The organism is Brevibacillus parabrevis, from assembly GCF_022701015.1.
GTDB classification, from domain to species: domain Bacteria; phylum Bacillota; class Bacilli; order Brevibacillales; family Brevibacillaceae; genus Brevibacillus; species Brevibacillus parabrevis.
Genome location: NZ_CP064090.1, coordinates 5,729,325 through 5,755,572, shown reverse-complemented (window position 1 = coordinate 5,755,572; position 26,248 = coordinate 5,729,325). Strand labels below are relative to the sequence as shown.

The 26,248-nt window shown below is 56.2% G+C and carries 27 protein-coding genes and 1 riboswitch; of the genes, 24 read left to right on the top strand and 3 right to left on the bottom strand.

From position 1 onward, the window contains the following. Positions 1–17: 17 nt before the first annotated feature. The 21 genes from IRJ17_RS26370 (at position 18) to IRJ17_RS26270 (ending at position 22,119) form a co-directional block, all read left to right on the top strand. Positions 18–2,108, top strand: coding sequence for a TerD family protein (locus tag IRJ17_RS26370; RefSeq protein WP_122962800.1), 2,091 nt, complete (start codon positions 18–20; stop codon positions 2,106–2,108). A 180-nt stretch (positions 2,109–2,288) separates the two neighbouring features. After that, positions 2,289–2,510, top strand: a riboswitch (cobalamin riboswitch). A 270-nt stretch (positions 2,511–2,780) separates the two neighbouring features. Next, a complete protein-coding gene (gene cobO / locus IRJ17_RS26365) occupies positions 2,781–3,320 on the top strand; it encodes a cob(I)yrinic acid a,c-diamide adenosyltransferase (RefSeq protein ID WP_173598470.1) in 540 nt (179 codons plus the stop codon). Next, positions 3,320–4,426, top strand: coding sequence for a threonine-phosphate decarboxylase CobD (gene cobD, locus IRJ17_RS26360; RefSeq protein ID WP_242772416.1), 1,107 nt, complete (start codon positions 3,320–3,322; stop codon positions 4,424–4,426). The genes cobO and cobD overlap by 1 nt, the downstream gene beginning before the upstream one ends. Positions 4,427–4,431: 5 nt before the next feature. Continuing rightward, positions 4,432–4,962, top strand: coding sequence for a bifunctional adenosylcobinamide kinase/adenosylcobinamide-phosphate guanylyltransferase (cobU, locus tag IRJ17_RS26355; protein WP_229049938.1), 531 nt, complete (start codon positions 4,432–4,434; stop codon positions 4,960–4,962). After that, positions 4,959–5,699 (top strand): adenosylcobinamide-GDP ribazoletransferase, encoded by a 741-nt coding sequence (cobS, locus tag IRJ17_RS26350; RefSeq protein WP_173596038.1) that lies wholly within the window; start codon positions 4,959–4,961, stop codon positions 5,697–5,699. The genes cobU and cobS overlap by 4 nt, the downstream gene beginning before the upstream one ends. Next, positions 5,696–6,301 (top strand): histidine phosphatase family protein, encoded by a 606-nt coding sequence (locus IRJ17_RS26345; RefSeq protein WP_173596039.1) that lies wholly within the window; start codon positions 5,696–5,698, stop codon positions 6,299–6,301. The genes cobS and IRJ17_RS26345 overlap by 4 nt, the downstream gene beginning before the upstream one ends. 13 nt (positions 6,302–6,314) lie before the next feature. After that, a complete protein-coding gene (gene cbiB, locus IRJ17_RS26340; RefSeq protein ID WP_173596040.1) occupies positions 6,315–7,274 on the top strand; it encodes an adenosylcobinamide-phosphate synthase CbiB in 960 nt (319 codons plus the stop codon). An 87-nt stretch (positions 7,275–7,361) separates the two neighbouring features. Beyond that, the gene (cobJ, locus tag IRJ17_RS26335; RefSeq protein ID WP_173598468.1) at positions 7,362–9,146 is read left to right on the top strand and encodes a precorrin-3B C(17)-methyltransferase; all 1,785 of its coding nucleotides are present in this window, start codon (positions 7,362–7,364) and stop codon (positions 9,144–9,146) included. Between the two features lie 50 nt (positions 9,147–9,196). After that, a complete protein-coding gene (locus tag IRJ17_RS26330) occupies positions 9,197–10,222 on the top strand; it encodes a sirohydrochlorin chelatase (protein ID WP_242772413.1) in 1,026 nt (341 codons plus the stop codon). Positions 10,223–10,235: 13 nt separating this feature from the next. Beyond that, a complete protein-coding gene (gene cobK, locus IRJ17_RS26325; RefSeq protein WP_122962809.1) occupies positions 10,236–11,003 on the top strand; it encodes a precorrin-6A reductase in 768 nt (255 codons plus the stop codon). A 57-nt stretch (positions 11,004–11,060) separates the two neighbouring features. Further along, entirely contained in the window at positions 11,061–11,711 is a 651-nt protein-coding gene (locus IRJ17_RS26320) for a precorrin-8X methylmutase (protein WP_063228372.1), read from the top strand. 4 nt (positions 11,712–11,715) lie between these two features. Continuing rightward, positions 11,716–12,852 carry a cobalt-precorrin-5B (C(1))-methyltransferase gene (locus IRJ17_RS26315; RefSeq protein ID WP_173596044.1) on the top strand — a complete coding sequence of 379 codons (1,137 nt, stop codon included), beginning with the start codon at positions 11,716–11,718 and terminating at the stop codon, positions 12,850–12,852. After that, on the top strand, positions 12,815–14,044 hold the full coding sequence (gene cbiE / locus IRJ17_RS26310; protein WP_122962811.1) for a precorrin-6y C5,15-methyltransferase (decarboxylating) subunit CbiE: 1,230 nt from the start codon (positions 12,815–12,817) through the stop codon (positions 14,042–14,044). The genes IRJ17_RS26315 and cbiE overlap by 38 nt, the downstream gene beginning before the upstream one ends. Beyond that, positions 14,041–14,754: a precorrin-2 C(20)-methyltransferase gene (gene cobI, locus IRJ17_RS26305; RefSeq protein ID WP_063228369.1), complete on the top strand. Its 714-nt coding sequence runs from the start codon at positions 14,041–14,043 to the stop codon at positions 14,752–14,754. Before cbiE ends, cobI begins: the two co-directional genes overlap by 4 nt. Next, a complete protein-coding gene (cobM, locus tag IRJ17_RS26300) occupies positions 14,751–15,530 on the top strand; it encodes a precorrin-4 C(11)-methyltransferase (RefSeq protein ID WP_063228368.1) in 780 nt (259 codons plus the stop codon). The genes cobI and cobM overlap by 4 nt, the downstream gene beginning before the upstream one ends. Beyond that, positions 15,527–16,669 (top strand): cobalt-precorrin 5A hydrolase, encoded by a 1,143-nt coding sequence (locus IRJ17_RS26295; protein WP_173596047.1) that lies wholly within the window; start codon positions 15,527–15,529, stop codon positions 16,667–16,669. Before cobM ends, IRJ17_RS26295 begins: the two co-directional genes overlap by 4 nt. Then, a complete protein-coding gene (locus IRJ17_RS26290) occupies positions 16,666–18,045 on the top strand; it encodes a cobyrinic acid a,c-diamide synthase CobB (RefSeq protein ID WP_122962813.1) in 1,380 nt (459 codons plus the stop codon). The genes IRJ17_RS26295 and IRJ17_RS26290 overlap by 4 nt, the downstream gene beginning before the upstream one ends. Further along, a complete protein-coding gene (locus IRJ17_RS26285; protein WP_122962814.1) occupies positions 18,038–19,555 on the top strand; it encodes a cobyric acid synthase in 1,518 nt (505 codons plus the stop codon). Before IRJ17_RS26290 ends, IRJ17_RS26285 begins: the two co-directional genes overlap by 8 nt. After that, on the top strand, positions 19,552–20,604 hold the full coding sequence (gene cobT, locus IRJ17_RS26280) for a nicotinate-nucleotide--dimethylbenzimidazole phosphoribosyltransferase (protein WP_173596049.1): 1,053 nt from the start codon (positions 19,552–19,554) through the stop codon (positions 20,602–20,604). Before IRJ17_RS26285 ends, cobT begins: the two co-directional genes overlap by 4 nt. After that, positions 20,601–21,389 (top strand): uroporphyrinogen-III C-methyltransferase, encoded by a 789-nt coding sequence (gene cobA / locus IRJ17_RS26275; RefSeq protein ID WP_122962815.1) that lies wholly within the window; start codon positions 20,601–20,603, stop codon positions 21,387–21,389. Before cobT ends, cobA begins: the two co-directional genes overlap by 4 nt. Positions 21,390–21,462: 73 nt before the next feature. Further along, the gene (locus IRJ17_RS26270; RefSeq protein ID WP_173598463.1) at positions 21,463–22,119 is read left to right on the top strand and encodes a precorrin-2 dehydrogenase/sirohydrochlorin ferrochelatase family protein; all 657 of its coding nucleotides are present in this window, start codon (positions 21,463–21,465) and stop codon (positions 22,117–22,119) included. A gap of 39 nt (positions 22,120–22,158) precedes the next feature. On the opposite strand, the gene IRJ17_RS26265 is transcribed toward IRJ17_RS26270, so the two are convergent. Then, positions 22,159–22,464, bottom strand: coding sequence for a hypothetical protein (locus IRJ17_RS26265; protein WP_242772411.1), 306 nt, complete (start codon positions 22,462–22,464; stop codon positions 22,159–22,161). 85 nt (positions 22,465–22,549) lie between these two features. On the opposite strand from IRJ17_RS26265, the gene IRJ17_RS26260 reads away from it, so the two are divergent. Further along, positions 22,550–23,242 carry a hypothetical protein gene (locus tag IRJ17_RS26260; RefSeq protein WP_122962818.1) on the top strand — a complete coding sequence of 231 codons (693 nt, stop codon included), beginning with the start codon at positions 22,550–22,552 and terminating at the stop codon, positions 23,240–23,242. Continuing rightward, positions 23,232–23,798, top strand: a complete 567-nt coding sequence (locus IRJ17_RS26255; protein WP_173596052.1) for a peroxiredoxin family protein — start codon at positions 23,232–23,234, stop codon at positions 23,796–23,798. Before IRJ17_RS26260 ends, IRJ17_RS26255 begins: the two co-directional genes overlap by 11 nt. A 101-nt stretch (positions 23,799–23,899) precedes the next feature. On the opposite strand, the gene IRJ17_RS26250 is transcribed toward IRJ17_RS26255, so the two are convergent. Beyond that, positions 23,900–25,129: a cation:proton antiporter gene (locus tag IRJ17_RS26250; RefSeq protein WP_122962820.1), complete on the bottom strand. Its 1,230-nt coding sequence runs from the start codon at positions 25,127–25,129 to the stop codon at positions 23,900–23,902. Between the two features lie 2 nt (positions 25,130–25,131). Next, the gene (locus tag IRJ17_RS26245; RefSeq protein ID WP_173596053.1) at positions 25,132–25,629 is read right to left on the bottom strand and encodes a cation:proton antiporter regulatory subunit; all 498 of its coding nucleotides are present in this window, start codon (positions 25,627–25,629) and stop codon (positions 25,132–25,134) included. Between the two features lie 260 nt (positions 25,630–25,889). Here IRJ17_RS26245 and IRJ17_RS26240 point away from each other — a divergent pair, with 260 nt between their 5' ends. After that, positions 25,890–26,144 (top strand): hypothetical protein, encoded by a 255-nt coding sequence (locus tag IRJ17_RS26240; RefSeq protein ID WP_063228359.1) that lies wholly within the window; start codon positions 25,890–25,892, stop codon positions 26,142–26,144. The last annotated feature ends 104 nt before the right edge of the window (positions 26,145–26,248 follow it).

Genomic DNA, 26,248 nt, shown 5'->3' with positions numbered 1-26,248 from the left:
TTTTTTTATTGCTGCCGATGAAAAATCAAATCTACCTTCGCCGGAAAAACAAACTGATTGTGAAAGCGGGACAGCATGAATTGCCTGTCTCTTACTTGGCTGCGGCCTTGCGCAATATGGAGAGCTTGGGCTACACGTTTTCCCTGGAGCTGATCGAGCGAATCCGCACGCTGTCCGAAGCGGAATTTTTCCCGCTCTACTCGGAGGTAGTGAGAGTTTTAAAAGACATGGTCGGTGCCTCCAGGCGCTTCAAGCCTTTTTATCCGAATTTCCCGCGCCAGGTCATGGAAGCGAGCGACGGGGAACTGTACCTCCAGGCGATTATCCATTACTTGACGTGGCAGCTTCCCGTGCATGAAGTGAAAAAGCGGCTGCCGCTCCTGAAAGAATCCCGTTTGAAAGTGATTCAACTGGGAACGGACGAAGAGCTGCTGCAAATAGGCATGAACATGCTGCGGGCGAACAGCTCGCTCTCCGCTCAGGACAAGGAAGACTTGAAAGGCTTGATTCACGGTTGCAAAGGGATTGCGGAAGCTTTGCCGCCGGAAATCCCGCACAAGGAAAATGCCGCTGTCGTGGCGAGCGTGTTGCTTCGGGCCGACAAAATGCCGCCTGACTTTTTTGCGAAGTATTGCAAGACGTCAACAGATGTTCTGCGACTGGCGACGGCTCTGTCCGACGGGGATGTCAGCCTGGCTGCCCCTGCGAAGTTTCGCAAGTTCAGACGGGCCGAGCGCAGGCTGTTGCTTCGATTGCTGGAAGCAAGCCCGAACCTGGCGGAAGACATGCAGCGCTATAAAAACCGCTGGATTCGCCTCGGGGAGATTTTGCATCCTTTTGAATACAAAGACCGTTATCCGCGGGCAGCGGAAGCGTTTGATATTTTGCGCAACAATCGGCGCATCGAGACTTTCAACAGTCAGGTCGAGCTGGCGATCCTGGCGTGCGATATAAAAGAAGCGACCAGATTGCTGATGCAACGGCCAGGTGAATTTGCCCGACGGCTGGATCACATGCTCCGCTTGACGGAAGCGGGCGATCAGGTGTTGCGCTCCTTTGAGCAGATAGCGACTTCTGTATCGACCCCCGTCCTTTTGCAGGTGATGAATCACTTTGACAAGCGGGAGCGATACGGTGAGTGGCGAACGTTCTTTCCAAAAGGAGAAGTGGCAAAAGTACAGGCGATCCCCAATATGCTTCCGCAGCTGGCGGATGAACAGCGCGCGCGTGCAGCCGGGATATGTCGCGAGGTATTGATTCGGCGCTTTTCTGCCTTGCCTACTCTCGGAAAAGTTTATATCGACCCGCAATTGCACGAGCAACTGGTGCCTTTTTCCCAAAGATCGGCAAGCAAGGCGTTGCGCACGATAGCGCGCGGCTCCAGACTGCCGATCCCCGAGGGGAGCACGATCCGCTTTTTCACCTGGTGGAAGGAAGGGATCGTCAACGATGTCCCTACCGGGCGGGTAGATATCGATTTGTCCGCTGTCCTGTATGACGAGAAGTGGACGTACATGGAGCATGTGTCCTACACCAATTTGCGGTCCGCGAAGTATCGCGCCTGCCATAGCGGCGATGTCGTACAGGCGCCGAACGGAGCGTGCGAGTTCATCGATGTCGATATCGAGTCAGTGCTTCGATACGGCGGGCGCTATGTCGTGATGTCACTGAACTCGTTTACGAGCCAGCCGTATTGCGATTTGCCGGAGTGCTTCGCAGGCTGGATGATCCGCAGTCAGCCCGAGTCCGGCGAAGTTTTTGAACCGTTGACAGTTCAGGATAAAGCCGACATCGCTGCCCGTTCGACGATCTGCCTCCCGGTCATTCTCGATCTGGCAGAGCGAAAAGTCATTTGGACGGACATCGCGCTGCGTTCGCATCCGCGCTTCGTCAACAACGTAGAGGCAAATGGCGGCGGTATCGAATGGATGGGCCGCGCGCTGACGACACTTGTGAAGCCGACCTTGCACGAGCTGTTCACCCTGCACGCACAGGCGAGAGGGACGATTACCGACCGGATGGAGGAAGCAGACACGGTTTTTTCCATGGAAGAGGGGATTACCCCGTTTGACATGGAAGTGATCTTGGCTGATTTCCTCGCTGGTTAATGATGGGAAGTTTAAAAGTCAGCTCAGGCTGGCTTTTTTCGTTGTTTGCAAGAATCGCTCCCTCGGATTTTCCGTGTTTTTCCATTTTCCCTCTCCGATTTGCAGCTTTTGCTTGAATCCACGGTAGCATTTGCTATTATTAAAACAAGTGAGTGTTATTGAAATGAATGAACGACATTTGAATAGGATAGAAAACAGGTCCTTGTGTTTTTGCGAGTGCTTATTTCGTGAAAGACAGGGTTAAAAGGGAAGTTTGGTGAAATGCCAACGCGGTCCCGCCACTGTAAAAGAGTAGCTCTTCTTCCTGGCAACGGCGCCATCCACTGCCCCACTACGAGGCGGGAAGGAGAAGAAGAGTGATGATCCTTGAGCCAGGAAACCTGCCTGTTTTGGTGTATGCACTGTTTTCCTTCGGGTCAAAGGAAGAGGTGAGGATTGTTTTTGTCAGCTATCCGCGCTTTGTTTTCCTTCTAGATTTTGGAAAACAAAGCGTTTTTTTGTGCGCCTGACAAGCAATCGCTGACACTTTTTGGACTGGACAATGGGGTCCCCGAAAAGTACCTGAAAAGGGCTGGAGAAAACTATCCTTTTTAGGTAACTGACGGGGGCCCTGAAAAGTATGTAGGGTCAAAATGACAGCAAGGTCTTCACTTCAATCTGGGGGTGTGCGTTGTGAGCAATAAACGTGGACTGTTTTTGGTCTATACCGGAGACGGAAAAGGAAAGACGACAGCAGCGGTGGGCTTGGCTGTACGGGCGACCGGGCGGGGAAAAAAGGTGATTATGATTCAGTTCATCAAGTCGCCTGAGCGGACGTATGGAGAGAAAATCATTTTTGACAAGCTCGGCATCGAGATCGTGCAAAAGGGCGTAGGCTTTACGTGGACGAAGACGCCAGAGGAGCATCGGGAAGCGCTCAAGGAGGCGTGGGCTTTTGCCCGGGAAAAGCTGTCTTCGGGAGCGTATGACGTCGTGATTTTGGACGAGCTGAACAACGCGCTGGCGATCGATCGTTTTCCCATTGACGATGTGCTGCCGCTGTCGGATGTTTTGGAAGCGATTCAAAACAGGCCGAGCCATGTGCATCTGGTCGTGACGGGGCGGAGCGCCAAGCAGGAAGTGATGGACATGGCTGATCTGGTGACAGAAATGAAGCCGCTCAAGCATTACTATGACGAAGGAATACCAGCAGTGCTGGGGGTAGAATTTTAATGAACGTGCTGGAAACGTATGGTCACGGTGGCGACTTGCTGACCGCCTCGCAACGCTTTGGCGTAAAGCCTGGAGAGTTTCTCGATTTCAGCGCCAATATCAATCCGCTCGGCATGCCGGAACGGGTCAGGGACATGCTGCTGGATTCGCTGTCTGCGGTGTTGCGCTATCCGGACCCGGGACACCGCGAGTTTCGCCAGGCGCTGGCGAAGCGTCTCGGACTGCCGGAAGCATATCTTTTGCCAGCCAATGGAGCGGCGGAAGCGATGGCTTTGGCGATTCTCGGGCTGCAACCAGAGACAGTCGGCGTCGTGTATCCGTGCTTTTCGGAATATGCAGAGCTTTCCGAGCAGTTTGGCGCGCGTGTCATTGGTTGCTACGGAAAAGCAGAGAACGGCTACAAGCCGGATCGCGCCGAGCTGTACAAGCTGTTTGAACAGGCTGATCTCGTATTTGTCGGCTCGCCGAACAACCCGACCGGGATCTTGTACGAGCCGCAGGAGCTGTTGCAAATGGCGGACTGGGCGGCAGAGACAGGCACCTGGCTGGTCGTGGACGAAGCTTTTCTCGATTTCGTGGCGGAAGAACGGCAGTTTACGCTGGCGAGTCGCCTGGAGAGCTTTCCATGGGTCATTTTGATGCGGTCGATGACGAAAATGTATGCGATTCCCGGCCTGCGTCTGGGATACGCGATCGCCCATCCAGACGTGATCGCCAACATGCGGCAAAAGCAAGTGAGCTGGAGCGTGAATGCGCTGGCCCTTTTGGCGGGGGAACTGTGCCTGATAGAGCAGGAGTACGAGCGAAAAACCCGCAGCCTGATCGCCGAAGAGCGGGCCAAATTGCTCGACTTCGTCGGCAAGGAGCTGGGATGGCAAGTGTGGCCGGGAGAGGCGAACTTCTTGCTCGTTCGCTCGCCGGGGGAGCTGCCGGCGGCCCAGTTGCAAGAATGGCTTGGCAAAAAAGGGGTGCTGATCCGCAATTGCGCGATGTATCCCGGACTGACTGCCCATGACGTGCGCATCGCGGTTCGCGGAAGTGCGGAAAATGCTCGCCTGATGGCGGTCTTGCGCGAGGTGCGGGATGAAAGGGGCGGCAAGCGTTGAGTCTGGTGTTGGTGACAGGCGGCGTTCGCTCCGGCAAGAGCCGCTTTGCCGAAGAGCTGGCCGAACAGGCTGGCGAGCGAGTTCTTTACGTAGCAACGGGGCAAGCCTGGGACGAAGAGATGAAGCAGCGGATCGAGCGGCACAAAGAGCGCCGTCCAAGTCAATGGGGAAGCGTCGAGGTAGGGGAGCGGCTTTGCGACTACGAGAGCGTTGCATCAGGCTACGGGGTCGTGCTGATTGATTGCTTGTCGACATGGGTGAGCAATCGGCTGATGAGCGTCGAGGAAGCGCAGTGGCGCAGCCAGGAGCATACCGAAGCGCTTTTGCAGGAACTGGAGGCGTGGCTTGCCCTCGTCAGCCGCTCCCCGCAAAAAGTGATCGCAGTCACCAGCGAGGTCGGCTTGGGCGGAGTGGCGATGAATCGGCTGGGCAGATGGTTCGCCGATGTGCTCGGGGATGTCAATCAACAGAGTGCACGGCAGGCGGATGCCGTCTACGCGGTAATGGCCGGAATCCCGTGGAGGATCAAAGGATGAATGCATTTTGGCACGCGATTGCCTTTTTTACGCGGATTCCCGTCCCGTGGCTGCGCCCATCCGATGAGGCGTGGAAAAAAAGCGTCAACTGGTATCCGGCTGTCGGGCTGGTCATAGGTATTTTGCTATGGGGTGTCCACCAGGCAGGGCTTTCGCTCTTCAGTCCGTGGCTTGCCGCCGTGTTGACGCTCGTCGTCTGGGTGTACATCACAGGCGGACTGCATCTCGACGGCTGGATGGATTTGGCGGACGGATTGGGCAGCAGCAGGCCAAAAGAACAAGTGCTTGCGATCATGAAGGACAGCCGCGTGGGTGCTTTTGGCGTGCTGGCGGCGCTTTTGCTACTGCTGCTCAAGGCGGGCGCTTTGGCAGAGCTGACACATCCAGGCTGGGGGCTGCTCCTCGTTTTTGTTCCCGCAGCGGCGCGGACCCATGTCCTGCTTGCCATTCGGTTCTGGCCGTACTTGTCGGCGGATAAAGGGATCGGCAAAGGCATCAGCGCCGGATTGTCGCTGTGGGCGATCGTCATCGGCTATGTGGCTTTGCTCGCAGCTGGCTGGCTGGCAGGCGGCTGGCAGGTCGTCGCGGCGATCGCTGGATCGTGCTTGTTCGCTCTGCTGTTCTGTCGTTCGGTTGCCCGCAAGCTGGGCGGGCTGAACGGGGATTGCTACGGGGCTGTCATCGAGAGCAGCGAGGCGGTCATGCTGCTTGTACTGGTCGGGAGTTGGTGGTTATGAGGTGGGTCTGGATACGCCATGGCGAGACTGACAGCAATCGGGAACACAGATATCTCGGGCATAGCGACGTCCCTTTGAACATAGATGGAAAAAGGCAGGCGAGTGAACTGGCAGAGCGCTTGTCCCGCCAGATCGAACGGCCTGATGCGCTCTACGCCAGCGATTTGCTCCGGTGCCTGGAGACGGCCCAACCGCTGGCCGACGTATGGGATGTGCCGATCATCTCTGTTCCGGCTTTGCGGGAGCTGTCTTTTGGCGACTGGGAGCTGCTGACCTACGACGAGCTGATGCAGGCGGATTGCGAGCGGGCTACGCGCTGGTACGACGATCCTTTTCACTGCTGTCCGCCCAACGGGGAAAGCCTGCAAGCGCTGGGCCACCGCGTAGACGGCTGGTTGTGCAAGCTGATGGATCGGCAACAGCGGGAACCAAACGAAACGACCGTATTGGTTGCCCACGGCGGAGTGATTCGCTGGTTCCAGGCGGCATGGCTTGCAAAAGATCCGCGCCAATACTGGCAAGTAGACGGGCTAAAGCACGGAGAAGCGCTGTTTGCGGAGTGGGATGGGCAGCGCTGGCACAGACAAAGGCTGGGAAGCTAAAGAGAGGGACAACATGACGGAAGTGTGGGTATTGTGCGCGGCATACTTGATTGATCGGGTGGTAGGCGACCCGCGCAGCTTGCCGCATCCGGTGGTGATCATCGGATGGTGGATCACGCGGCTGGAGCGTGTCATTCGCGCGGTCGTCAAGCGGGAATCGCATTTGAAGCTGGCGGGAATCTTGTTTCCGCTCCTGATCGTGTCAGGCAGCTATGCCGCCGTCTGGCTGATTTTGTGGGTGGCTGCTCTCGTGCATCCACTGCTCGCGTGGGTGGTTGGAGCCTGGCTCATCTCCACGACGATCGCGACAAAAGGCTTGGCGGACGCCGGGCTGGAGATTGCCCGCCATCTGCTGGCAAATGACATGGCGGCGGCAAGGCGCTCCTTGTCGATGGTGGTAGGGCGTGACACGGATCAGCTCGATGAGCCGGAAATTTGCCGGGGGGCGGTGGAGACGGTAGCGGAAAACATCGTGGATGCGATTGTTTCCCCGCTGATCTACGCCGCATTGGGCGGTGCGCCACTGGCGATGGCTTATCGGGCGGCCAACACGCTTGATTCGATGGTCGGCTACAAAAATGAGAAGTACAAAAACTTGGGCTGGGCGTCCGCGCGTTTTGACGACGTGATGAATTACATACCAGCTCGCCTGACCGCGCTGCTTTTGGTCATGGCAAGCTGGTTGCAACGACTGGACTGGAGACAGTGCTGGGCGATGATCAAAAGAGACGCGCACCTGCATCCAAGTCCAAACAGCGGATTGCCGGAAGCGGGGGTGGCTGGCGCACTTGGCGTACAGCTTGGGGGTCTTAACTACTACCAGGGTGTGCCGTCCAATCGGGCAAGGCTCGGGGACCCGCATCGGCCGTTGGCTGCTGCCGATATCACGGCAACCATTCGTCTGATGTATCTCACTTCCTTGCTGTGCCTGCTTTTATGTTTGGGGATTGCAGCAGTTCTGACACTTGTCTAGCCGGATGATGAGCGAAAAGACACCGTAAGAGTAAGACCATATAACGCCTGCATGCGACACGTATGCGATGGAAAGGGGAGGGGCCGTATGAGCGGCAAGTTGTTTGTGATCGGGTTTGGCCCGGGAAGTTTTGAACATATCACCAAGCGTGCGCGGGAAGCCCTGCAAGAATCTGACGTCATTATCGGTTACTCGACGTACGTGGATTTGATCCGCGGACTTTTGACCAATCAGGAGATCGTCAGCACCGGGATGACCGAGGAAGTGACGCGTGCGCGCGAAGCCGTGCGCCAAGCGGAAGAGGAAGGCAAAAAAGTAGCGGTGATCTCCAGTGGAGACTCCGGCGTTTACGGGATGGCGGGTCTGGTCTACGAAGTGCTGGTCGAGAAAGGCTGGACAGAGGCGACTGGCGTTCCGATCGAAATCGTTCCGGGCATTTCGGCGATCAACTCCTGTGGCGCTATTCTCGGTGCTCCGATCATGCATGACGCCTGCACGATCAGCTTGAGCGACCACTTGACGCCATGGGAGCTGATTGCCAGACGGATCGATGCAGCCGGGATGGCTGATTTCGTCATCGCCTTGTACAACCCGCGCAGCGGTCGACGCACGCGCCAGATTGTGGAGGCGCAGCGCATCCTTTTGCAATACCGTTCGCCTGATACACCTGTCGGAATCGTGAAAAGCGCCTACCGCGAGCGCGAGACGGTCGTGGTGACGACACTTGCGCAAATGCTGGAGCACGACATCGGCATGTTGACGACGGTCATCATCGGGAACTCTTCGACGTTCGTGTACGATGGCAAAATGATTACGCCGCGCGGCTACCAGCGCAAATACACGCTGTCGGCAGACGAACAGCCGCTCAAACCGCATCAACGGCTGCGCGTGGAAAATGAACCGTGGTCATTGGAAGCAGGCGACGAAAGCGTGGGCACGACTGCCCCAAAGACAGTAGAGCCAGCAAGTGAGCGACCTGTGCTGGCGACTGATGTGGAAAGTCCGTCGGCTGCTGGTCAAGCCGGACTAGCCGGAAGTGCAACGAGTACGGCTGTCCTGGAAGCTCCTCCGGTGGAACAGGCAGCGCAAACGGTTGCTCACCAGGCAGAGCGCTCGCCGCTCGATTGGGCCATGCAAGCGCTGAGTGCCGTCAATACGGCAAAAGGCATCGAAACGAAGCCTGCCCAAACAAGCGCTGTTCGTACGGCTTCATCGTTTCAGCCGGAAATGATTTTTGAGTTCGCCGTCAGTCCCGGTGTCGCCAACAAAAAAATCACGCCGATGCAGATGATGGCGATCGCCGAAGTCGCAGGAGAAAAAGGCGAGATCGAATATACCCCGCACCACCAGATCATCATGCGTGTGCCGACTGCTGATCCGGAAAGTGTGACCAGCCGTTTGCGCGAGCTGGGGCTTATCCTCAGCCCGATCGGGGATGTGTTGCAGGTGAAGGCGTGCGATTTTTGCGATGGCGAGAAAAAAGACAGCATCCCGTACGCGGAGGAGCTGCACCAGCGGCTGGGTGGCAAGGAAATGCCCAAAGAGCTGAGAATCGGCTTTAACGGCTGCGGAATGGCCTGCTATGGAGCTGTTCAGGAGGATATCGGAATCGTGTTCCGCAAAGGCAAATTCGATTTGTTCCTGGGCGCGAAAACGGTGGGACGTAACGCGCATTCCGGCATTCCGGTTGCGGAAGGCATTGATAAAGAGGCGATTGTGCCGCTTGTCGAGCGAATCGTGAACCGATTCAAAAAAGAGGCGTTTCCGAATGAGCGCTTCCACAAGTTTTTCCAACGGGTAGGCGAGCTGGAGGGGTATGCCTGGTACGAGCCTGCCAAAGCGGAAATCGAGAACGCCGCTTGCGGAGATTGACAGACGGATCAATAGGTAGCGGAGTTGACCGAAAACGAGGGGGAAACGAAATGGACGCGGTTTTATTTGTAGGACACGGAAGCAAGGACCCGGAAGGCAACGAAGAGATTCGCCAGTTTGTCGCTTCCCTTGCGCCTGAGCTGGATGTGCCGATTATCGAGACGTGCTTTCTGGAGTTTGCCAGACCAGACATGCTGCAAGGATTGAATACGTGTGTAGCGAGAGGAGCGACGCGGGTAGCGGTCATTCCGATCATCCTGTTCTCTGCGGGGCATGCGAAAATCCACATCCCGGCGGCGATTGACGAAGCGAAGGAGCTGCACCCGCACGTACAGTTCATCTACGGTCGTCCGATCGGCATTCACGAAGAAGTGATCAACATTTTGTCTACACGCATGGCAGAAGCGGGCTTCGCTTCCGGAGAAGATTACGACGATCTGGCTGTGCTCGTCATCGGGCGCGGCAGCAGCGACGCGGATGCCAACAGTGATATTTACAAAATGTCCCGCCTTTTCTGGGAGCGTTACAAGGCGCCTTTGGTCGAGACAGCTTTCATGGGTGTGACCTACCCGCTGTACGACGAGGGAGTGGAGCGCTGCCTGAAGCTTGGCGCCAAGCGCATCGTGCTGTTGCCGTACTTCCTGTTTACAGGTGTGCTGATCAAACGGATGAGCGATCAACTGGAGAAGTTCCGCGCGCAATATCCGGATGCCCAGTTTGAGATGGCCGAGTATTTCGGTTTCCACCCGTTGCTGAAAGAAGTGCTCAAGGATCGCGTCGAGGAAGCCTTGCACGGGGAAGTGAAGCTGAACTGTGACACCTGTCAGTACAGACTGGCAGCGATGGAGCATATCGACCACCATCACCACCACCATGATGACGATCACGGACATGGACATCACCACCACCATCACGGGCATCATCATGATCACGATCACCACCATGACCATGATCATCACCATGACCACGATCACCACCATGCTCACGATCATAACCATGACCACGATCATCACCATGATCATGACCACGACCATGATCACAAACACGACCACAAGCATGACCACGTAACCAAGTAGGAGGAGACACAGCATGATTCTCGTATTGGCTGGAACGAGCGACGCGCGTGAATTGGCCTTGTTGATCAAGGAAAACGGCTACGATCTGCTGACCACCGTCGTAACGGACAACGCAGCGAAAAGCATGGAGGAGGCCGGTGTGCCCGTCCAGGTCGGACGCTTGACTGCCGACGACATCCAGCAGTTGATCCAGGAGCGGGGCGTGCGCTGTGTCGTTGACGCGAGCCACCCTTTTGCGGAGGAAGCCTCGAAAAACGCGATGGCTGGCGCACAAGGAGCGGGTGTTCCGTACATCCGTTACGAGCGTGAGAGTCTGGATGCGCCAGGCAGCGAAAAGCTGATCATCGTCGAGGATTACGTGCAAGCAGCCGAGCTTGCGGCTGACAAGCGCGGCGTCATCATGCTGACGACTGGCAGCAAGACGTTGAAGACGTTCACGGATCGTCTCCTGGGCCTGCCGGACACGACATTGGTTGCCCGCATGCTGCCGCGGCTCGACAATATGCAAAAATGCGAAGAACTCGGCGTGGAGCAAAAAAACATCGTCGCCATGCAAGGGCCTTTTTCCAAAGAGCTGAACAAAGCGCTCTACGCCCACTATGGCGTGACGCTGATGATTACGAAAGAGAGCGGCAAGGTAGGCGCTTTTGACGAAAAAGTGGAAGCAGCGCTGGAAATGGGCATCGAGACAATCGTCATCGGGCGTCCGAAAATCGATTACGGCACCAAGTTTTCCGACTACCAAAGCGTGCTGAACCAGCTTAAAGAGGTCGTGCAATAACACGGCATCCCGCCTGTATAAACAAGCATCCAAACAAGTGACTGGAGGAAACCAACCATGGACTTCAAAACCGAATTTAAGCCTTTGACTGTACAACCGCAAGAGATCGAGGACATGAGCTTTCAAATCATTACCGACGAGCTGGGCGAGCACCCGTTTACAGAGGAACAATACCCTGTCGTGCAGCGCGTCATCCACGCTTCCGCCGACTTTGATCTCGGACGCAGTCTCGTTTTCCACCCGGATGCTGTCCAATCCGGTATTCAAGCGATTCGCAGCGGAAAAATCGTCGTAGCGGACGTGCAAATGGTTCAAGTCGGCATCAGCAAAAATCGGATTGAGAAATTCGGCGGCGAAGTGAAAGTATACATCTCTGACCGCGACGTCATGGAAGAAGCAAAACGCCTCAACACCACTCGTGCGATTATTTCCATGCGCAAAGCTGTGAAGGAAGCAGACGGAGGAATTTTCTGCATCGGTAACGCACCGACAGCTCTGTTGGAGCTGATTCGCATGGTGAAGGAAGGGGAAGCGAAGCCAGGACTTGTCATCGGAATGCCAGTAGGCTTCGTATCTGCGGCGGAGTCCAAGGAAGAGCTGGCGAAGCTCGACATTCCTTTCATCACCAACATCGGGCGCAAAGGCGGAAGCCCTGTAACTGTAGCGGCATTGAATGCCATCTCCATCATGGCGGAACGGTTGGGCTAAGCAGATGGCAGCCAAAGCAGCATCGGACGAAAAAGAGGCGAAACCCCTCCGCCACGGCTACACAACTGGATCATGCGCAACGGCGACGACCAAGGCTGCTTTGCTAGCGCTGATAACCCAGGAGCCGCAAAGGGAGGCTACGATCCGCCTGCCGATCGGGGAAGACGTGACTTTCCAGATGGAGAGCTGCGAGTTTTCGCCGGAAAAAGCGACAGCAGCCACGATCAAGGACGGCGGTGACGACCCGGATGCCACGCATGGGGCGTTGATTCTTTCCACTGTCGAATGGTCAGACGAGCCTGGGATTATTTTGGACGGTGGCGTCGGGGTAGGACGGGTGACCAAGCCAGGGTTGCCTGTCCCGATTGGCGAGGCCGCGATCAATCCCGTTCCGCGCAAAATGATTCGCGAGACGGCTCAGGCGGTACTCGATGAGTACGGGATAGAGCGCGGGATCAAAATCGTAATTTCCGTGCCTGCGGGCGAGGAAATTGCCAAAAAAACATTGAACGGACGACTCGGCATACTCGGCGGCATTTCCATTTTGGGGACGCGCGGAATCGTGGTGCCGTTTTCCACTTCTGCTTACAAGGCAAGCGTGGCTCAGGCGATCAACGTCGCCAAAGAAGCGGGCTGCGATCACATCGTCCTCTCCACGGGCGGAAAAAGTGAGTCGTATGGAATCGCTACCTACCCGGAGCTGTCCGAGGAAGCTTTCGTGGAGATGGGCGATTTCGTCGGGTTTGCGCTCAAGCAGTGCAAGGTCAGGAAAATGCGCAAAGTGACGCTTGTCGGCATGATGGGCAAGTTTTCCAAAGTGGCGCAAGGTGTCATGATGGTTCACTCGAAAAGCGCTCCTGTCGACTTCGGGTTTTTGGCCCAGATGGCGACGGAAGCAGGTGTTTCCCAAGAGCAAGTGGACGAAATACTGGGAGCAAATACAGCCTCGCAGGTCGGGGATATGATGGCGGAGACGCCTGCCTTTTTCGAGATCATGTGCGCCAACTGCTGCCGTGCCGCCCTGAAAGAAGTAGGCGGCGGCATCGTGGTCGAAACCATCATCATTACTATGAAAGGGTCCCTGCTGGGAAGGGTGACGATCGATGACACAAGCGATGAAAGTGATCGGGATCGGGGATGACGGACAGCAAAGCTTGCTGCCGCTGTACCGGACCTGGATCGAAGAAAGTGAGCTGTTGGTTGGAGGAGAGCGGCATCTTGGCTTTTTTCCGGAGTACAAAGGGGAAAAGCGAGTTTTGAAAGGCGGCTTGACCGCGATGGTCGAGGAACTGCGGTCAGAGACGCGCAAGACGGTCATTCTCGCTTCCGGCGATCCGCTCTTTTACGGGATCGGCAGCCTTTTGGCGAAAAAGCTCAACGTGGACATTTACCCGCACCTCAGCTCCATTCAGCTCGCTTTTGCCAAAATGGGCGAGGCGTGGCAAGATGCGACATTGCTCAGCGTACACGGCCGCAGCATCAAAGGGCTGGCGCAGCGGATGGACGGCAAGGACAAAGTCGCGCTGCTCACCGATCGGGAAAACACGCCTGCGGCGATCGCCAAGTATTTGCTGTCGTTTCAGATGACCGAATACGATGCGTTCGTGGCGGAAAACTTGGGCAGCGAAGACGAGCGGACAGGCTGGTACGCTTTGCAGGACATGGCTGACGGCGTCTTTTCCGATTTGAATGTCGTGATTTTGAAAAAGCGTCGGCCAAGCCCGGTCTGGCCGTTTGGGATTGCGGACGAGGAGTTTTCCCAGCGCAAGCCGGACAAGGGACTGATTACGAAAAAAGAAGTGCGCATTTTAAGCATCGCCCAACTGCAATTGCACGCCAAAAGCATCGTTTGGGACATCGGCACCTGCACAGGCTCCGTCGCGATCGAGGCAGCGCGAATCGCACGCGAAGGCGAAGTGTACGGCGTGGAGAAAAATGCGGACGACCTGGAAAACTGCCGCCAAAACATGGCGAAGTTTCGCACCGATCTGACTGTTGTGAATGCCCGCGCGCCAAAAGGACTGGATGAGTTCCCCGACCCGGATGCCGTCTTTATCGGGGGCAGCGGCGGAGAATTGCGCGAGCTTTTGAATATTTGCTGCACGCGGCTTCGGGCAGGCGGACGCATCGTGGTCAACGCAGCGACGATTGAGACGTTGTACGAAGCGACGCAAGCTTTTGCAGAGGAAGGCTTCGAAACATCGGTCACGCTGGCGCAACTGTCGCGCAGCAAGCCGATTTTGTCTTTGACCCGTTTTGAAGCGTTGAATCCGATCTACATCATTACGGCCTGGGCCAAGCAGGCAGAGGAACAAGGAGGAGACAGCAAGTGACCAAGATCGGAACATTGTACGGGCTGGGAGTCGGCCCTGGCGATCCAGAATTGATTACTGTAAAGGCATTCCGCCTGCTGCAGCAATCCCCGGTAGTTGCGTACCCGAAAAAACGGATGGGCAGCAAAAGCTACGCCCACCAAATTGCCGAGCTGTACGTGCAGCCGCAAGACAAGGAAATGCTCGGACTCGTCTTCCCGATGACACGCGACAAAGAAATTTTGGAGCGCGAGTGGAACAAAACGGTCGAAATCGTCTGGGAGCGTCTGTCCGAAGGCAAAGACGTCGCGTTTGTCACCGAAGGCGATCCGATGTTTTACAGTACGTTCATCCACATGATGCGCGTCATGCATGAAGAGCACCCGGAAGTGCCTGTCGTAACCGTGCCGGGCGTATCTTCGTTCCTCGGAGCTGCTTCCCGCTTCAACATGCCGCTCGCGGATGGCGACGAGCAAATCGGGATCATTCCGGCTACAGAAGACAAGGAAGCGATGCGCAAAGCGATTGAAGATCACGATACCGTCGTGTTTTTGAAGGTAGCAAAAGTGCTGCCGATGATCATCGGTTTGCTGAAAGAAATGGGACTCGCAGACAAAGCCGCTGTTGCGACAAAGGTCACTTCTTCGGAAGAAATGGTCTGGACGGACATGCGTGAACTGGAGCGGGCAGAGCTTAGCTATCTAACACTGATGGTGGTGAAAAAGGGATGAAACTGTACATAGTGGGAGCGGGTCCCGGCGACCCGGATTTGATTACCGTAAAAGGCATGAAGCTGCTGCAAAAGGCAGACGTCATTTTGTACACCGACTCGCTCGTCAACGAAGAGCTGGTTGCGCTTGGCAATCCTGATGCAGAGGTGCTGCACAGCTCCGGCATGGCGCTGGAAGAAATGGTAGAGCTGATGGTAGACCGCATCAGCAGCGGAAAAACAGTCGTGCGCTTGCATACGGGCGACCCGTCCGTGTACGGAGCGATCATGGAGCAGATCGCTTTGCTGAAAGCAAAAGGCATCGAGGTAGAGATCGTGCCAGGCGTCAGCTCCGTATTTGCGGCAGCAGCAGCAGTAGGCGCCGAACTGACCATCCCGGAGCTGACCCAGACGCTCATCCTCACCCGCGCAGAGGGGCGCACGCCTGTACCGGACAGGGAGAAGCTGCGCGCGCTTGCCGAGCATCACTGCACACTCGCTTTGTATTTGAGCGCGACTTTGACGAAAAAAGTAGTGCGCGAGCTTGTCGAGGCAGGCTGGAGCGAAGATACGCCAGTCGCTGTCGTGCAACGGGCAAGCTGGCCGGATCAGCTGATCGTGCGCACGACCTTGAGAAATTTGGACGAAGACATGGGCAAAAACGGCATTCGCAAGCACGCGATGATTTTGGCAGGCTGGGCTTTGGACCCGGATATCCATGAAAAAAGCGAACAGTACCGTTCCAAGCTGTACGATAAAACCTTCACGCACGGGTACAGAAAAGGTGTGAAAGAATGATTATCGAACTGGTTGAAGGGGAAATTCCAGCCATCCGCCAGCGCGGGGAATATGCGATCGTCGCCATCACGAAGCACGGGGTAGAGATGGCACGCGATCTGGCGCAAAAATTTCCCGGGGCAGACTTGTACTACATGAGCAAGTTCGCCCGTGGAGACGAGGAAGCTCGCGGCATCCAGCTGTTTTCCAACAGTGTGCGCATGCTGTTTCCTGCGCTTTGGCCCGCTTACAAAGGGCTGATTATCATTATTTCGCTCGGGGCGGTTGTGCGGATGATCGCTCCTTTGCTGGAAGATAAAAAGAAAGACCCGGGTGTCGTCGTCGTGGACGATCGCGGGGAAAATGTGATCAGCGTCCTGTCCGGCCACCTCGGGGGAGCCAATGAGCTGGCTCGCGAGGTAGCGGCGATCATGGGCGCTCGTCCGATCATCACGACTGCTTCCGATGTACAAAAGACGATCCCTGTCGATTTGTTCGGCCGCCGTTTTGGCTGGGAGTGGGATTCGGCTGACAAGCTGACGCCAGTGAGCGCCTCTGTCGTCAACGAGGAGCATGTAGCGGTGGTCAACGAATCAGGCGAGCGCGACTGGTGGATGCACGACACGCCGATGCCGCCGTCGATCAAGGAATACAAGACGATTGCCGAAGCGCAGGCAGCCAATCCGCATGCCGCGCTCGTCGTCTCTCACCGCTTGCTTGCGCCAGAGGAGCAGACGATTTTGGACAATGGCGTCCTGTATCGTCCGAAAGTAATCGTGCTCGGAATGGGCTGCAACCGGGGAACATCTGCCGAGGAGATCGAGGCGGTCATCAAGGAGACGCTGGATGAATTGCAGTTCTCCATCAAAAGCGTCAAGGCTCTTGCGACGATTGAACTGAAAAAAGACGAGGCTGGACTGATCGCCGTGTGCGAGAAGTACGGCTGGCCTTTTGTCTGGTATTCCCCGGAGGAACTGAACAAGGTGGAGATCAGCGATCCGTCCGAGACGGTATTCAAGTTCACGGGAGCGTACGGGGTAAGCGAGCCTGCGGCGAAGCTGTACGCAGGTGTCGACGAACTCGTCCTGACCAAGAAAAAATCGGGCAACGCCACTATTTCTGTCGCTTTAATGCCTTATCGTGAGGAGGAGCGCGTATGACGGATAACAGCCGCCGTATCGTAATCGCCGGAACGGGCAGTGGGGCAGGCAAGACGACCGTTACCATCGGACTGATGGCTGCCCTGATCCGCAAAGGCCATGTCGTCCAAGGCTTCAAGTGCGGCCCTGACTATATCGATCCCACTTACCATACAGCCGTAACAGGCAGAGCGTCGCGCAACCTCGACAGCTTCATGCTGGAGCATGAGGTGGTCAAAGAGATTTTCGTCCGCGGCAGCGAAGGCGCGGACATCTCGATCATCGAGGGCGTCATGGGCATGTACGACGGCAAGGAAGCGACGAGCGACAAAGGAAGCACGGCTGAAATCAGCATTTTGACAGCTTCGCCTGTGTTGCTCGTGGTCAACTGCCAAAGCATGGCGCGCAGCGCGGCTGCGATCGTCAAAGGCTTTCAGCTGCTCAATCCGCAGGCGAAAATCGTCGGTGTGATCGCCAACAAAGTCGGCAGCGAAGGGCACCACAAAATCGTCAAGGCGGCGATTGAGCAGGAGTGCGGGATTCCGGTTGTCGGCTATTTGAAACGGGAAAACGAGCTGGAAATTCCCGAGCGTCATCTCGGACTCGTGCCATCCGTGGAACGCGGCGAGCTTGCGCCTCTGTTTGCGAAGCTGGCAGACTTGATTCACGAAACGGTAGACCTCGATCTGGTTTGGGAACTGGCGAAAGCAGAGCCGCTGCAAGTGGAGCCAAAGCTGTTCGCGCCGCGTCAAGCGAACTACGACGTGACGATCGCGGTAGCGAAAGACCCGGCGTTTCATTTTTACTATCCGGAAAATTTGGAACTGCTGCAGGCGCACGGAGCGAAGCTGGCCTTTTTCTCGCCGCTGGCAGGAGAAGGCGTGCCGGAAGCAGCGGACGGCCTGTACATCGGCGGAGGCTTTCCAGAGGAGTTTGCTGCCGAGCTGTCGCAAAACGAGCTGGTGAAAGACTCGTTCCGCAAGGCGATTGCCAAAGGCTTGCCGACCTTGGCCGAGTGCGGCGGGTTCATGTTTTTGACGGAAGCGATTGTGACGACAGACGGCGAGAGCTTCCCGATGCTCGGGATCGTGCCCGGGAAGGTGACGATGCAGAAAAAGCTGGCCGCGCTTGGCTATCGGGAAGTGCGCGGCAAGGCAGGCAATTTCCTGATCGGCCCGGATGAACAGGCAAAAGGGCACGAGTTCCATTATTCGACTTATTCCAGCGAGCAACAGCTTCCTGCGGCCTATGAGACAAAAGGGCTGCGCGGAACCAAGCCAGAAGGCTTCGCAGAGGGCAATCTGGTCGCAGGCTACACGCACTTGCACTTTGGCTCCAATCCAGAGCTGGTGAAGCGGTGGCTGAGTCTGTGCGCGGAGGTGGCGGCTCGTGCCTAAAGCTCTCCCGCTGATGGTTCAGGGAACCAGCTCAGACGCAGGGAAAAGTGCGATCGCAACGGCACTTTGCCGAATTTTTGCGCAGGATGGCTACAAGACGGCCCCGTTCAAATCGCAAAACATGGCGCTGAACTCCTACGTCACGCTGGACGGGAAAGAAATCGGGCGGGCGCAGGGCGTTCAGGCGGAAGCGGCCGGGATTCTCGCCACGACCGACATGAATCCGATCCTGATCAAGCCGACGCGCGATTCCGAGTCGCAAATCGTGGTGAACGGCGAGCCGTACGCCAACATGAAAGCGATGGCGTATCGCCAGGAGTTTTACGAGGAAGGACTGCGGATTATCGGCGAGGCTTACGAGCGGCTCGCCGCCGCGTATGAGCGGATCGTGATTGAGGGGGCAGGCAGTCCGGCAGAAGTCAATCTCAACGATCGCGAGCTGGTCAACATGCGGGTCGCGCGACTGACGAACGCTCCGGTCATTTTGGTGGCTGACATCGAGCGCGGCGGCGTTTTTGCCAGCCTGGTCGGCACGCTGCAACTGCTCGAACCCGAAGATCGCGACCGGGTGATCGGCGTCGTCATCAACCGTTTTCGCGGCGATTTGACGCTGTTGCAGTCAGGCTTGGACTGGTTTGAGGAGTATACGGGCAAGCCTGTGCTTGGCGTGGTGCCGTTCATTCCCGACTTGTGGATCGATGCGGAGGACTCGCTGATTTTGCATCGCTACCAGGGGCAGAGAGAGACGCCGCGCGATCTGGACATCGCGGTCTTGCGCTATCCGCGCATTTCCAATTTCACAGACGTAGACCCGTTTTTTGTGGAGCCGGATTGCCGGATGCGCTTTGTGACCCGTTTGGAAGAGCTGGGCGAGCCTGACCTCATCGTGTTGCCAGGCAGCAAAAATACGCTGGAAGATTTGCAGTTTTTGCGCGAGTCAGGGCTGGCAGACGCCGTGAAACAGCTCCATGTGCAAAAAAAATCGTACGTAGTCGGTCTGTGCGGCGGCTATCAAATGCTGGGGCTGACGATTTTGGACCCGGATGGCGTGGAATCTCCGTTGCAGCAGCTTGACGGGCTGGGGCTGATTCCGATGACGACGACGATGGAGACAAAAAAGACGACGGTTTTGTCGAGGGGCGAAGCGGTGTTTGCCGGAGAGCGGCTCGAAGTGGAAGGCTACGAGATTCATATGGGCCAGTCCGCTTATGAGCAGGTGGATGCCCCCTTTATCCAGATGGGAGAGCGCACGGAAGGCTACTGTCAGGAGGAGCGCCAACTGATCGGGACGTATTTTCACGGGTTGTTTCACAACGACCGCTTTCGTACGCTGCTATTGAACGCAATCCGTGCGAAAAAAGGGTTGGAGCCAATCGTGGAGCGTCCGTCCTTCGTGGCGCTTCGCGAGCAAGGCTACGATCTGCTGGCAGATACGGTACGCCGTCATGTGCGGATGGATGTCATTGAAGAACAGATGAAGGCTTATCAGGAAAAAGAGGTGCGTATATGATGGCAGGCTTGGAAAAGCTATTTCCGGCGATTGAGCCGCGAAACCATGAGGCAAGTGAGCAAACGAGACAACATGTGGATCAGCTGACCAAGCCGCTGGGAAGTTTGGGACGCCTGGAGGAACTGGCTGTGGAGCTGGCAGGAATGACAGGAGAGACGTTTCCGGTCGTCACGCCGCCTGGCGTACTTGTTTTCGCGGCGGATCACGGCGTCGCTGCTGAGGGAGTGTCGGCCTATCCCCAGGAAGTAACGGCGCAAATGGTGCTGAACCTGGTGAACGGTGGCGCGGGGATCAACGTGTTCGCCCGGCAAATCGGCGCGATCCAAAAATTCGTGGATGTCGGCGTGGCTGTAGAGGTAGAGGCTCCCGGAGTGACCAGCAGACGTATCCGCTCTGGCTCGGGCAACATGCTGAAAGAAGCGGCGATGTCGCCGGAAGAAGCGCGGCAGTCGCTTGCGGTCGGCATCGAGCTGGCGCAGCAGATCATCGATGAAGGAGCCAAGGTGCTGATCGTCGGTGAAGTAGGGATCGGCAACACGACAGCGAGCAGCGCGATTTTGTCCGCTTTGACGGGCGCAGACCCGGATGAGATTGTCGGGCGGGGCACAGGCTTGGACGACGCTGGCTGGCAGCGCAAAAAAGCCGTTGTCCGCGAAGCGCTCGCGCTGCATCGCCCGGATGCGGATCAGCCGCTCGACGTGCTGGCAAAAGTGGGCGGACTGGAAATCGGCGCGATGGCAGGGGCCGTGATTGGCGCTGCATCCAGACGCGTTCCGGTGTTGCTCGACGGCTTTATCGCCACCGTAGCAGCACTTTTGGCGGTGCGGTTGGAGCCAGGCGTAGCGGACTACTTGATTGCCGGTCACCGTTCCCAGGAGCCGGGACATGCTTTCGTACTGAACGTACTGGGCAAACAGCCGTTGCTCGATTTGAACCTGCGGCTTGGCGAAGGCAGCGGAGCGGCAGTGGCGTTTTCCATCGTCGAGGCATCGGCACGGATGGTGCGCGAGATGGCGACTTTTGCTTCGGCGGGAGTCAGTGACCGATGAGCGGCGCGGGAAAAGTGTACCTCGTCGGCGCTGGACCTGGAGATCCCAAGCTGATTACGGTCAAAGGGCTTGAATGCTTGCAAAAGGCTGATGTGGTCGTCTATGACCGCCTGGCTAACCCTGAATTGCTCGCTTATGCGCCTGAAACGGCAGAGCGTATTTATTGCGGCAAACTGCCTGATCATCACACGATGCGCCAGGAATCGATCAATGAAGTCCTCGCGGAGAAGGCGCTGGAAGGCAAGATCGTCGTACGCCTGAAAGGTGGCGACCCGTGCGTGTTCGGACGTGCGGGAGAAGAAGCCGAGCATCTGGCTGGGCGAGGAGTCGCTTTTGAGATCGTGCCAGGCGTCACGGCGGGAATCGCGGCTTCCGCATACGCGGGAATCCCGGTGACTCATCGCGATCACGGTTCATCTTTTGCCGTAGTGACAGGTCATCTGCGCGAAGACAAGCCGGAGCTGGCTGTGGAAAAATGGCGGGCGCTGGCGAGCGGGATCGACACGGTTGCCTTTTACATGGGCGTCGCCAATTTGCCGCTGATCCGCACGCAATTGATCAAGCACGGCCGCGACGCAGAGACGCCTGTCGCTGTCATCTCCTGGGGGACGCTGCCCAAGCAAGCGGTCGTAACGGGCACTTTGGCAAACATCGAGGAACGCTTGGCAGAGAACAGCCACGTCACCAATCCGGCGATCATTTTGGTCGGCGATGTCGTGAAAATGCGGGAAAAAATCAACTGGTTTGAGGCCACGCTTGGCGTAAACGATAGTCTTGCCGAGTAAAGCGCAACGGCTGGGCGGCTAGGCTAGACGGTTTGCTGCCGCGAATATGTAGTATTGCAGGGAGGGACGGCGGATGCCGCACTATGCGATGATGGTCAATCTGGAACGTAAACGTTGCGTCGTAGTCGGTGGCGGACAGGTCGCAGAACGGAAAATCGCCAGTCTGCTTGCCGCTGGCGCGGATGTCTGCGTCGTCAGTCCCACCTGTACAGAAGCGATTCACGCCTGGGGGCAAGCGGGCAGGCTGACGCTTTGGCAGCGACCGTTTGCTTCCGCTGATGTTTCTTCTGCTGTGCTCGTTGTCGCTGCGACCAGCGATTCTGCGGTCAATCTGGCTGTCTACGAAGCGTGTCAGCAAGCCGGGTGCCCGTGGATCAATGTAGTGGATCGTCCCGACCTGTGCTCGTTTACGGTTCCGTCCGTAGTCGAGCGCGGCGACCTGACTGTGGCCATCTCGACAGGGGGCAACAATCCGGGCTTGGCGAAAAAACTGCGCCGCCAGCTGGAAGCGTGGATCGGGCCTGAGTACGAAGACTACACGCGCTTTTTGGGAACGATGCGCAAACGGGTGCTCGCGCTGGACGAACTGGACGCTGCAGGCAAACGAGCCGTTTTGGCCGAGCTTTTGGATGACCGTTTCCTGGAATGGACCCGCAGCGGGGAGGTCGAGCGAAGGGATCGGGAGGCAGAGGCGGTTGTAGCTGAATGGCTGGGCTGTGATCGATCATAGGCAAAAAAGGAACAACCTAAGTCTGATCGGGATGTCGACTTAGGTTGTTTCTTTTTGTGCGCGATCCGCGATGAGAAGCAGGCAGCTTAGCTCGTCCGAAAAAGGCAAGGAGGGATGCAGTGTTGCTTTCAGACGTCCCAGCCCTCGTTCTTTGGCGTCCTGTAGCTGCCTGGCTATGTAGCTTTTGATCCAGTCTTCACCCGGCGCGTCATAAATTTGGCTGAAATTGCTGGAATACATGTCTGAAATGTTCTCGTCCCGGTAGTGATGAACGTGGGGCACGGTCGTGCGTTTCGAGAAGGAGCAGTCAAAGCTCTCTTGCAACGCAAAAATTTGCTGAAGCATTCCATTATTCTCCTTTTCCTGATATGGTGATAGTTGGTACGTATACCCTCTAGCGTAAGTCATTTTTTTCAGGGAGGAAACCTCTTTGTGGGATGCTGTTCAAATCGGCCCGTTTTTATTGAAAATGAGCACCTTGGCCGTCATCGTTTCCATTGCGACGGGCTTTCTTGCAATCACGTTTCTTGTCAAAAAAGACAGGGCGACAAGAGGGGCGCTCACGGAGCTGCTAAGCAACGCCGTTCTCCTCGGCTTTTTGGTTTGGAAGTTCAGCTATGCGCTGTTTCATCTGGACCAAGTCGTGCAAAATCCTTCGTCGCTTTTGTATTTTTCCGGCGGCGAGCGTGGAGCCTGGCTGGCGGCGCTTGCTGTGCTGGTATATTTTTCGCTGCGTCTGCGCAAAAAATCGGTTCCGGTCGACCTCGTGGCCTGGGCGGTGGCTACTGGTTCGTTGGCTGCGACAGGCATGTATCAGCTATTGACGGTGCTGCTTGAACAAAGCGGCTTTTTGTACGATGTTCAGCAGATCGTTTTATGCCTGTTGTTCCTTGTCTGGCTCCAACGCGCGCGAAAACAGCTGAACGAGCTGGCTGTCTGGCTTATGCTGCTGATGTGGTTTGCGATTGGACAAGTGTACGTGCAGTTTTACGTTCAACCGCGCGAAGCCGCCTTCGCGGGACTTTCCTCCGAGCAGCTTGTCTACTACGGGTGCGCGCTGTTGCTGCTCTTTTTGTCCAGACGCATGACCAAACGGAAAGGTGAGAACGCAGATGAAGTTTAATCAAATAGCGGCGTTTGTCGTGTTGATCGGCTTGCTGGCGTGGGGAATTGTCGATGCCTCGATCCTGTCGCCAAAAGGGAAAAATGCCGCGACGAGCGGGCCGGGGGCGACTAGCACAGCGCAGGTCGGCACGGAAAAAGGAAACGCGGCTCCCGATTTTGAACTGCAACAGCTGGACGGCAAGAAAGTAAAGCTGTCCGATTTTCGCGGGAAAAAAGTGATCGTCAATTTGTGGGCTACCTGGTGTCCGCCTTGTCGGGCAGAAATTCCCGACATGCAGCAATACTATGAAGCAAACAAAGACAACGATGTCGTCATTTTGGGCGTAAACTTGACGACGACGGAAACAAAACCGGAAGATGTCGGCGTGTTCGTAAAAGCGTACGGCATGACGTTCCCTGTCCTGCTGGATGAAGACAAGCAAGTCACCAACGAGTACAAGGCGATCTCGATTCCGACCAGCTACATTATTGATTCGAATGGCATCGTCCAGCACAAGTACATCGGGCCGATGAGCTACGAATGGATGGAGGAGACGCTGGCAGCGATTCAGTGAGGAAGCATGGGGGCGGAAAGCGGCGAGCACGATGATGGACGGAACGGACGAAAAAGGCAGCCTGTACACGCAGCGGCTGCCTTGAATCACCTATCAATACACTATGAATCGGACTGGTTTGCAGGAGGCTGCTTGACACTGCCGCGCTCCAGTGGAAGGACGGCATTCAGCAACTGGTAGATGCGCTTTGATTCTTTCGTCAGCAAAGGGCCTAAAATGGCGAGAATCAGCACGTACAAAGCTGCGAACGGCTGGAGAATATCCATGAGTGCGCCCGCTTTTCCCAGATTAGCCATGATGATGGAAAACTCACCGCGTGAAACGATTGTCAGTCCAATGTTGGTGGAAGCTTTGGGCGGCAGCCCGGCGCTGCGTCCTGCCAAAAGTCCGGCAGCGACGTTTCCGATGAGGGTGATGACGACCGCAGCGATGGACAGCCAGACGGCTCCCCCCAATGACAGAGGATCAATCGTTAAACCGAAGCTGAAGAAAAACATGGCGCCGAAAAAGTCGCGAAATGGCAGTATCAGATGTTCGATGCGTTTCATATGTTGTGTTTCTGCTAATACGAGCCCCACGAGCAGCGCGCCGATGGCTTCAGCTACATGGATTGTCTCGGAAAAACCCGCAATCAAAAACAGGGCGGCAAACACCGTAATCATGAACACTTCGTTTGATTTGATGTTTAGCGCGCGATTCAAAAAAGGGACGAGCCTGCGGCCTACGACGATGAGCAGGAGCATGTAGCCGAGAGCAATCAGAGCGGAGGAAACCACGCCTCCGAGAGAAGTTGCTCCGCTGAGGACAAGCCCCGATACGATCGAGATGTACACTGCCAAAAAGATGTCCTCGAACATGATGATCCCAAGAATCATCTCGGTTTCGCGATTGGCTGTCCGTTTGAGATCGACCAGGACTTTGGCGACGATGGCGCTGGACGAAATCGTAGTGATTCCGGCGATGATCAGCACTTCTTTCAGCGGAAAGCCGCAGACCCAGCCAAACAGCACGCCGAGAGTAAAGTTAATGGCGATGTAGATCGTCCCGCCGATCGCGATAGAGCGTCCGGCCTTGATCAGACGCCCTACCGAAAACTCAAGGCCGAGGTAAAACAGCAGGAAAAGCACCCCGACTCTGCCCATAAATTCGATGAGCGGCGCACTGTCGATAAAGCGCAGATCGAACAGGCCGATATCGGGGGCGTGCGGACCGACGACCATCCCGACCAAAATGTAAAAGGGAACGATGGAGAACTTCAACTTGATGGAGAGGAAGCCGGCGATGGCAATCAGAGCGAGCGCCAGGCCGACTTCAAACACGATGTGCTCCAAGGTCAATCACCCCCGTTGCTGAGAATAGTCTTGAGCGCTTTCACCTGCTTTCGTTCACCTGCTACTACGAGGGTGGAGCTTGCACGAAGCACATACTCCGGTCCCGGATTGATCGTTTGTGTGTGGTCTTTTTCAATGACAGCGATGATCGTGGCACCCGTCTCCTGACGCACGTCCAGCTCGCCGATCGTCTTGCCGACGGCGCGTGAGCCAGCGTCGATTTTGTACCATTCGATCATAAGCTTGTCCAAAGCGACCTCAACTGTTTCCAGAGCGGTCGGCGTGTACGTCAGGCCGCCGACAATCGCTGCAATTTGCCGCGCCTCGTCGTCATCCAGCGTAACCATCGAGATGTTCTCATCCGGATCTTCGCGGTCAAAATGGTACATTTCCCGGCGGCCGTCATCGTGAATGACGATGACAAGCTTGTCGCCGCCTTTTGTTTCTACCTGATATTTTCTGCCGATTCCCGGCAAATCCGTCTCGCGAATCGAGAACATGCAACAACCTCCTTCTACGTCTGCCCATATGTATATAGGTAACCACTCTTATGCACGAAAGAGCGCCCTGCATGTCGCGCAAGATCATTTGGAATTATAACCATTCCGGTGTTACTTTAGTAATAATTCCGGATCATCCTTGGAAGCATTGTCGACATACGTACCCATTATCCATTATTATACACGAAGCGGCTTTCCCTTTTTGGCATAACCGAAACAAATTCGCATAGATTTGACACATTTTTTAAGGGTGATGAAGCGTGGCTAACAAGCAATATCGTTTGACAGAAGCAGAGTGGAACTTTATTTCGGACATGCGCTCCATGGAGATGGATGAGCTGCTGGACATTGTCATCGCTCTGCGCAATGAAGTGCGAGAGCTGGAAAAGAAAGCGGAAATCATCCGCGAACGGGAAAAAGAAGGCTGGGAAGCCGAATACCAGGCTGCCAAGAAGCGAATCAATCACCTTCGCCAGTTTGAGCAAGACTTGCGCAAGACGTGGCCGCATGATTAACCAGGCAGCCCGGCATGGCTGGCGCTTGCCAAAAGCATCCATAAGGAAACAGCAGAACCTGCGCTCAGCGGGTTCTTTTTTTTGTCCGATGGAATAAACTTGGA

Excerpts from the sequence above, each read along its gene's own strand:
- IRJ17_RS26370 (WP_122962800.1), top strand. The coding sequence starts at position 18 with ATGAAAAATCAAATCTACCTTCGCCGGAAAAACAAACTGATTGTGAAA.
- cobD (WP_242772416.1), top strand. The coding sequence starts at position 3,320 with ATGAACGTGCTGGAAACGTATGGTCACGGTGGCGACTTGCTGACCGCC.
- cobS (WP_173596038.1), top strand. The coding sequence starts at position 4,959 with ATGAATGCATTTTGGCACGCGATTGCCTTTTTTACGCGGATTCCCGTC.
- IRJ17_RS26345 (WP_173596039.1), top strand. The coding sequence starts at position 5,696 with ATGAGGTGGGTCTGGATACGCCATGGCGAGACTGACAGCAATCGGGAA.
- cbiB (WP_173596040.1), top strand. The coding sequence starts at position 6,315 with ATGACGGAAGTGTGGGTATTGTGCGCGGCATACTTGATTGATCGGGTG.
- cobJ (WP_173598468.1), top strand. The coding sequence starts at position 7,362 with ATGAGCGGCAAGTTGTTTGTGATCGGGTTTGGCCCGGGAAGTTTTGAA.
- IRJ17_RS26330 (WP_242772413.1), top strand. The coding sequence starts at position 9,197 with ATGGACGCGGTTTTATTTGTAGGACACGGAAGCAAGGACCCGGAAGGC.
- cobK (WP_122962809.1), top strand. The coding sequence starts at position 10,236 with ATGATTCTCGTATTGGCTGGAACGAGCGACGCGCGTGAATTGGCCTTG.
- IRJ17_RS26320 (WP_063228372.1), top strand. The coding sequence starts at position 11,061 with ATGGACTTCAAAACCGAATTTAAGCCTTTGACTGTACAACCGCAAGAG.
- IRJ17_RS26315 (WP_173596044.1), top strand. The coding sequence starts at position 11,716 with ATGGCAGCCAAAGCAGCATCGGACGAAAAAGAGGCGAAACCCCTCCGC.
- cbiE (WP_122962811.1), top strand. The coding sequence starts at position 12,815 with ATGACACAAGCGATGAAAGTGATCGGGATCGGGGATGACGGACAGCAA.
- cobM (WP_063228368.1), top strand. The coding sequence starts at position 14,751 with ATGAAACTGTACATAGTGGGAGCGGGTCCCGGCGACCCGGATTTGATT.
- IRJ17_RS26295 (WP_173596047.1), top strand. The coding sequence starts at position 15,527 with ATGATTATCGAACTGGTTGAAGGGGAAATTCCAGCCATCCGCCAGCGC.
- IRJ17_RS26290 (WP_122962813.1), top strand. The coding sequence starts at position 16,666 with ATGACGGATAACAGCCGCCGTATCGTAATCGCCGGAACGGGCAGTGGG.
- cobT (WP_173596049.1), top strand. The coding sequence starts at position 19,552 with ATGATGGCAGGCTTGGAAAAGCTATTTCCGGCGATTGAGCCGCGAAAC.
- cobA (WP_122962815.1), top strand. The coding sequence starts at position 20,601 with ATGAGCGGCGCGGGAAAAGTGTACCTCGTCGGCGCTGGACCTGGAGAT.
- IRJ17_RS26270 (WP_173598463.1), top strand. The coding sequence starts at position 21,463 with ATGCCGCACTATGCGATGATGGTCAATCTGGAACGTAAACGTTGCGTC.
- IRJ17_RS26265 (WP_242772411.1), bottom strand. The coding sequence starts at position 22,464 with ATGCTTCAGCAAATTTTTGCGTTGCAAGAGAGCTTTGACTGCTCCTTC.
- IRJ17_RS26255 (WP_173596052.1), top strand. The coding sequence starts at position 23,232 with ATGAAGTTTAATCAAATAGCGGCGTTTGTCGTGTTGATCGGCTTGCTG.
- IRJ17_RS26245 (WP_173596053.1), bottom strand. The coding sequence starts at position 25,629 with ATGTTCTCGATTCGCGAGACGGATTTGCCGGGAATCGGCAGAAAATAT.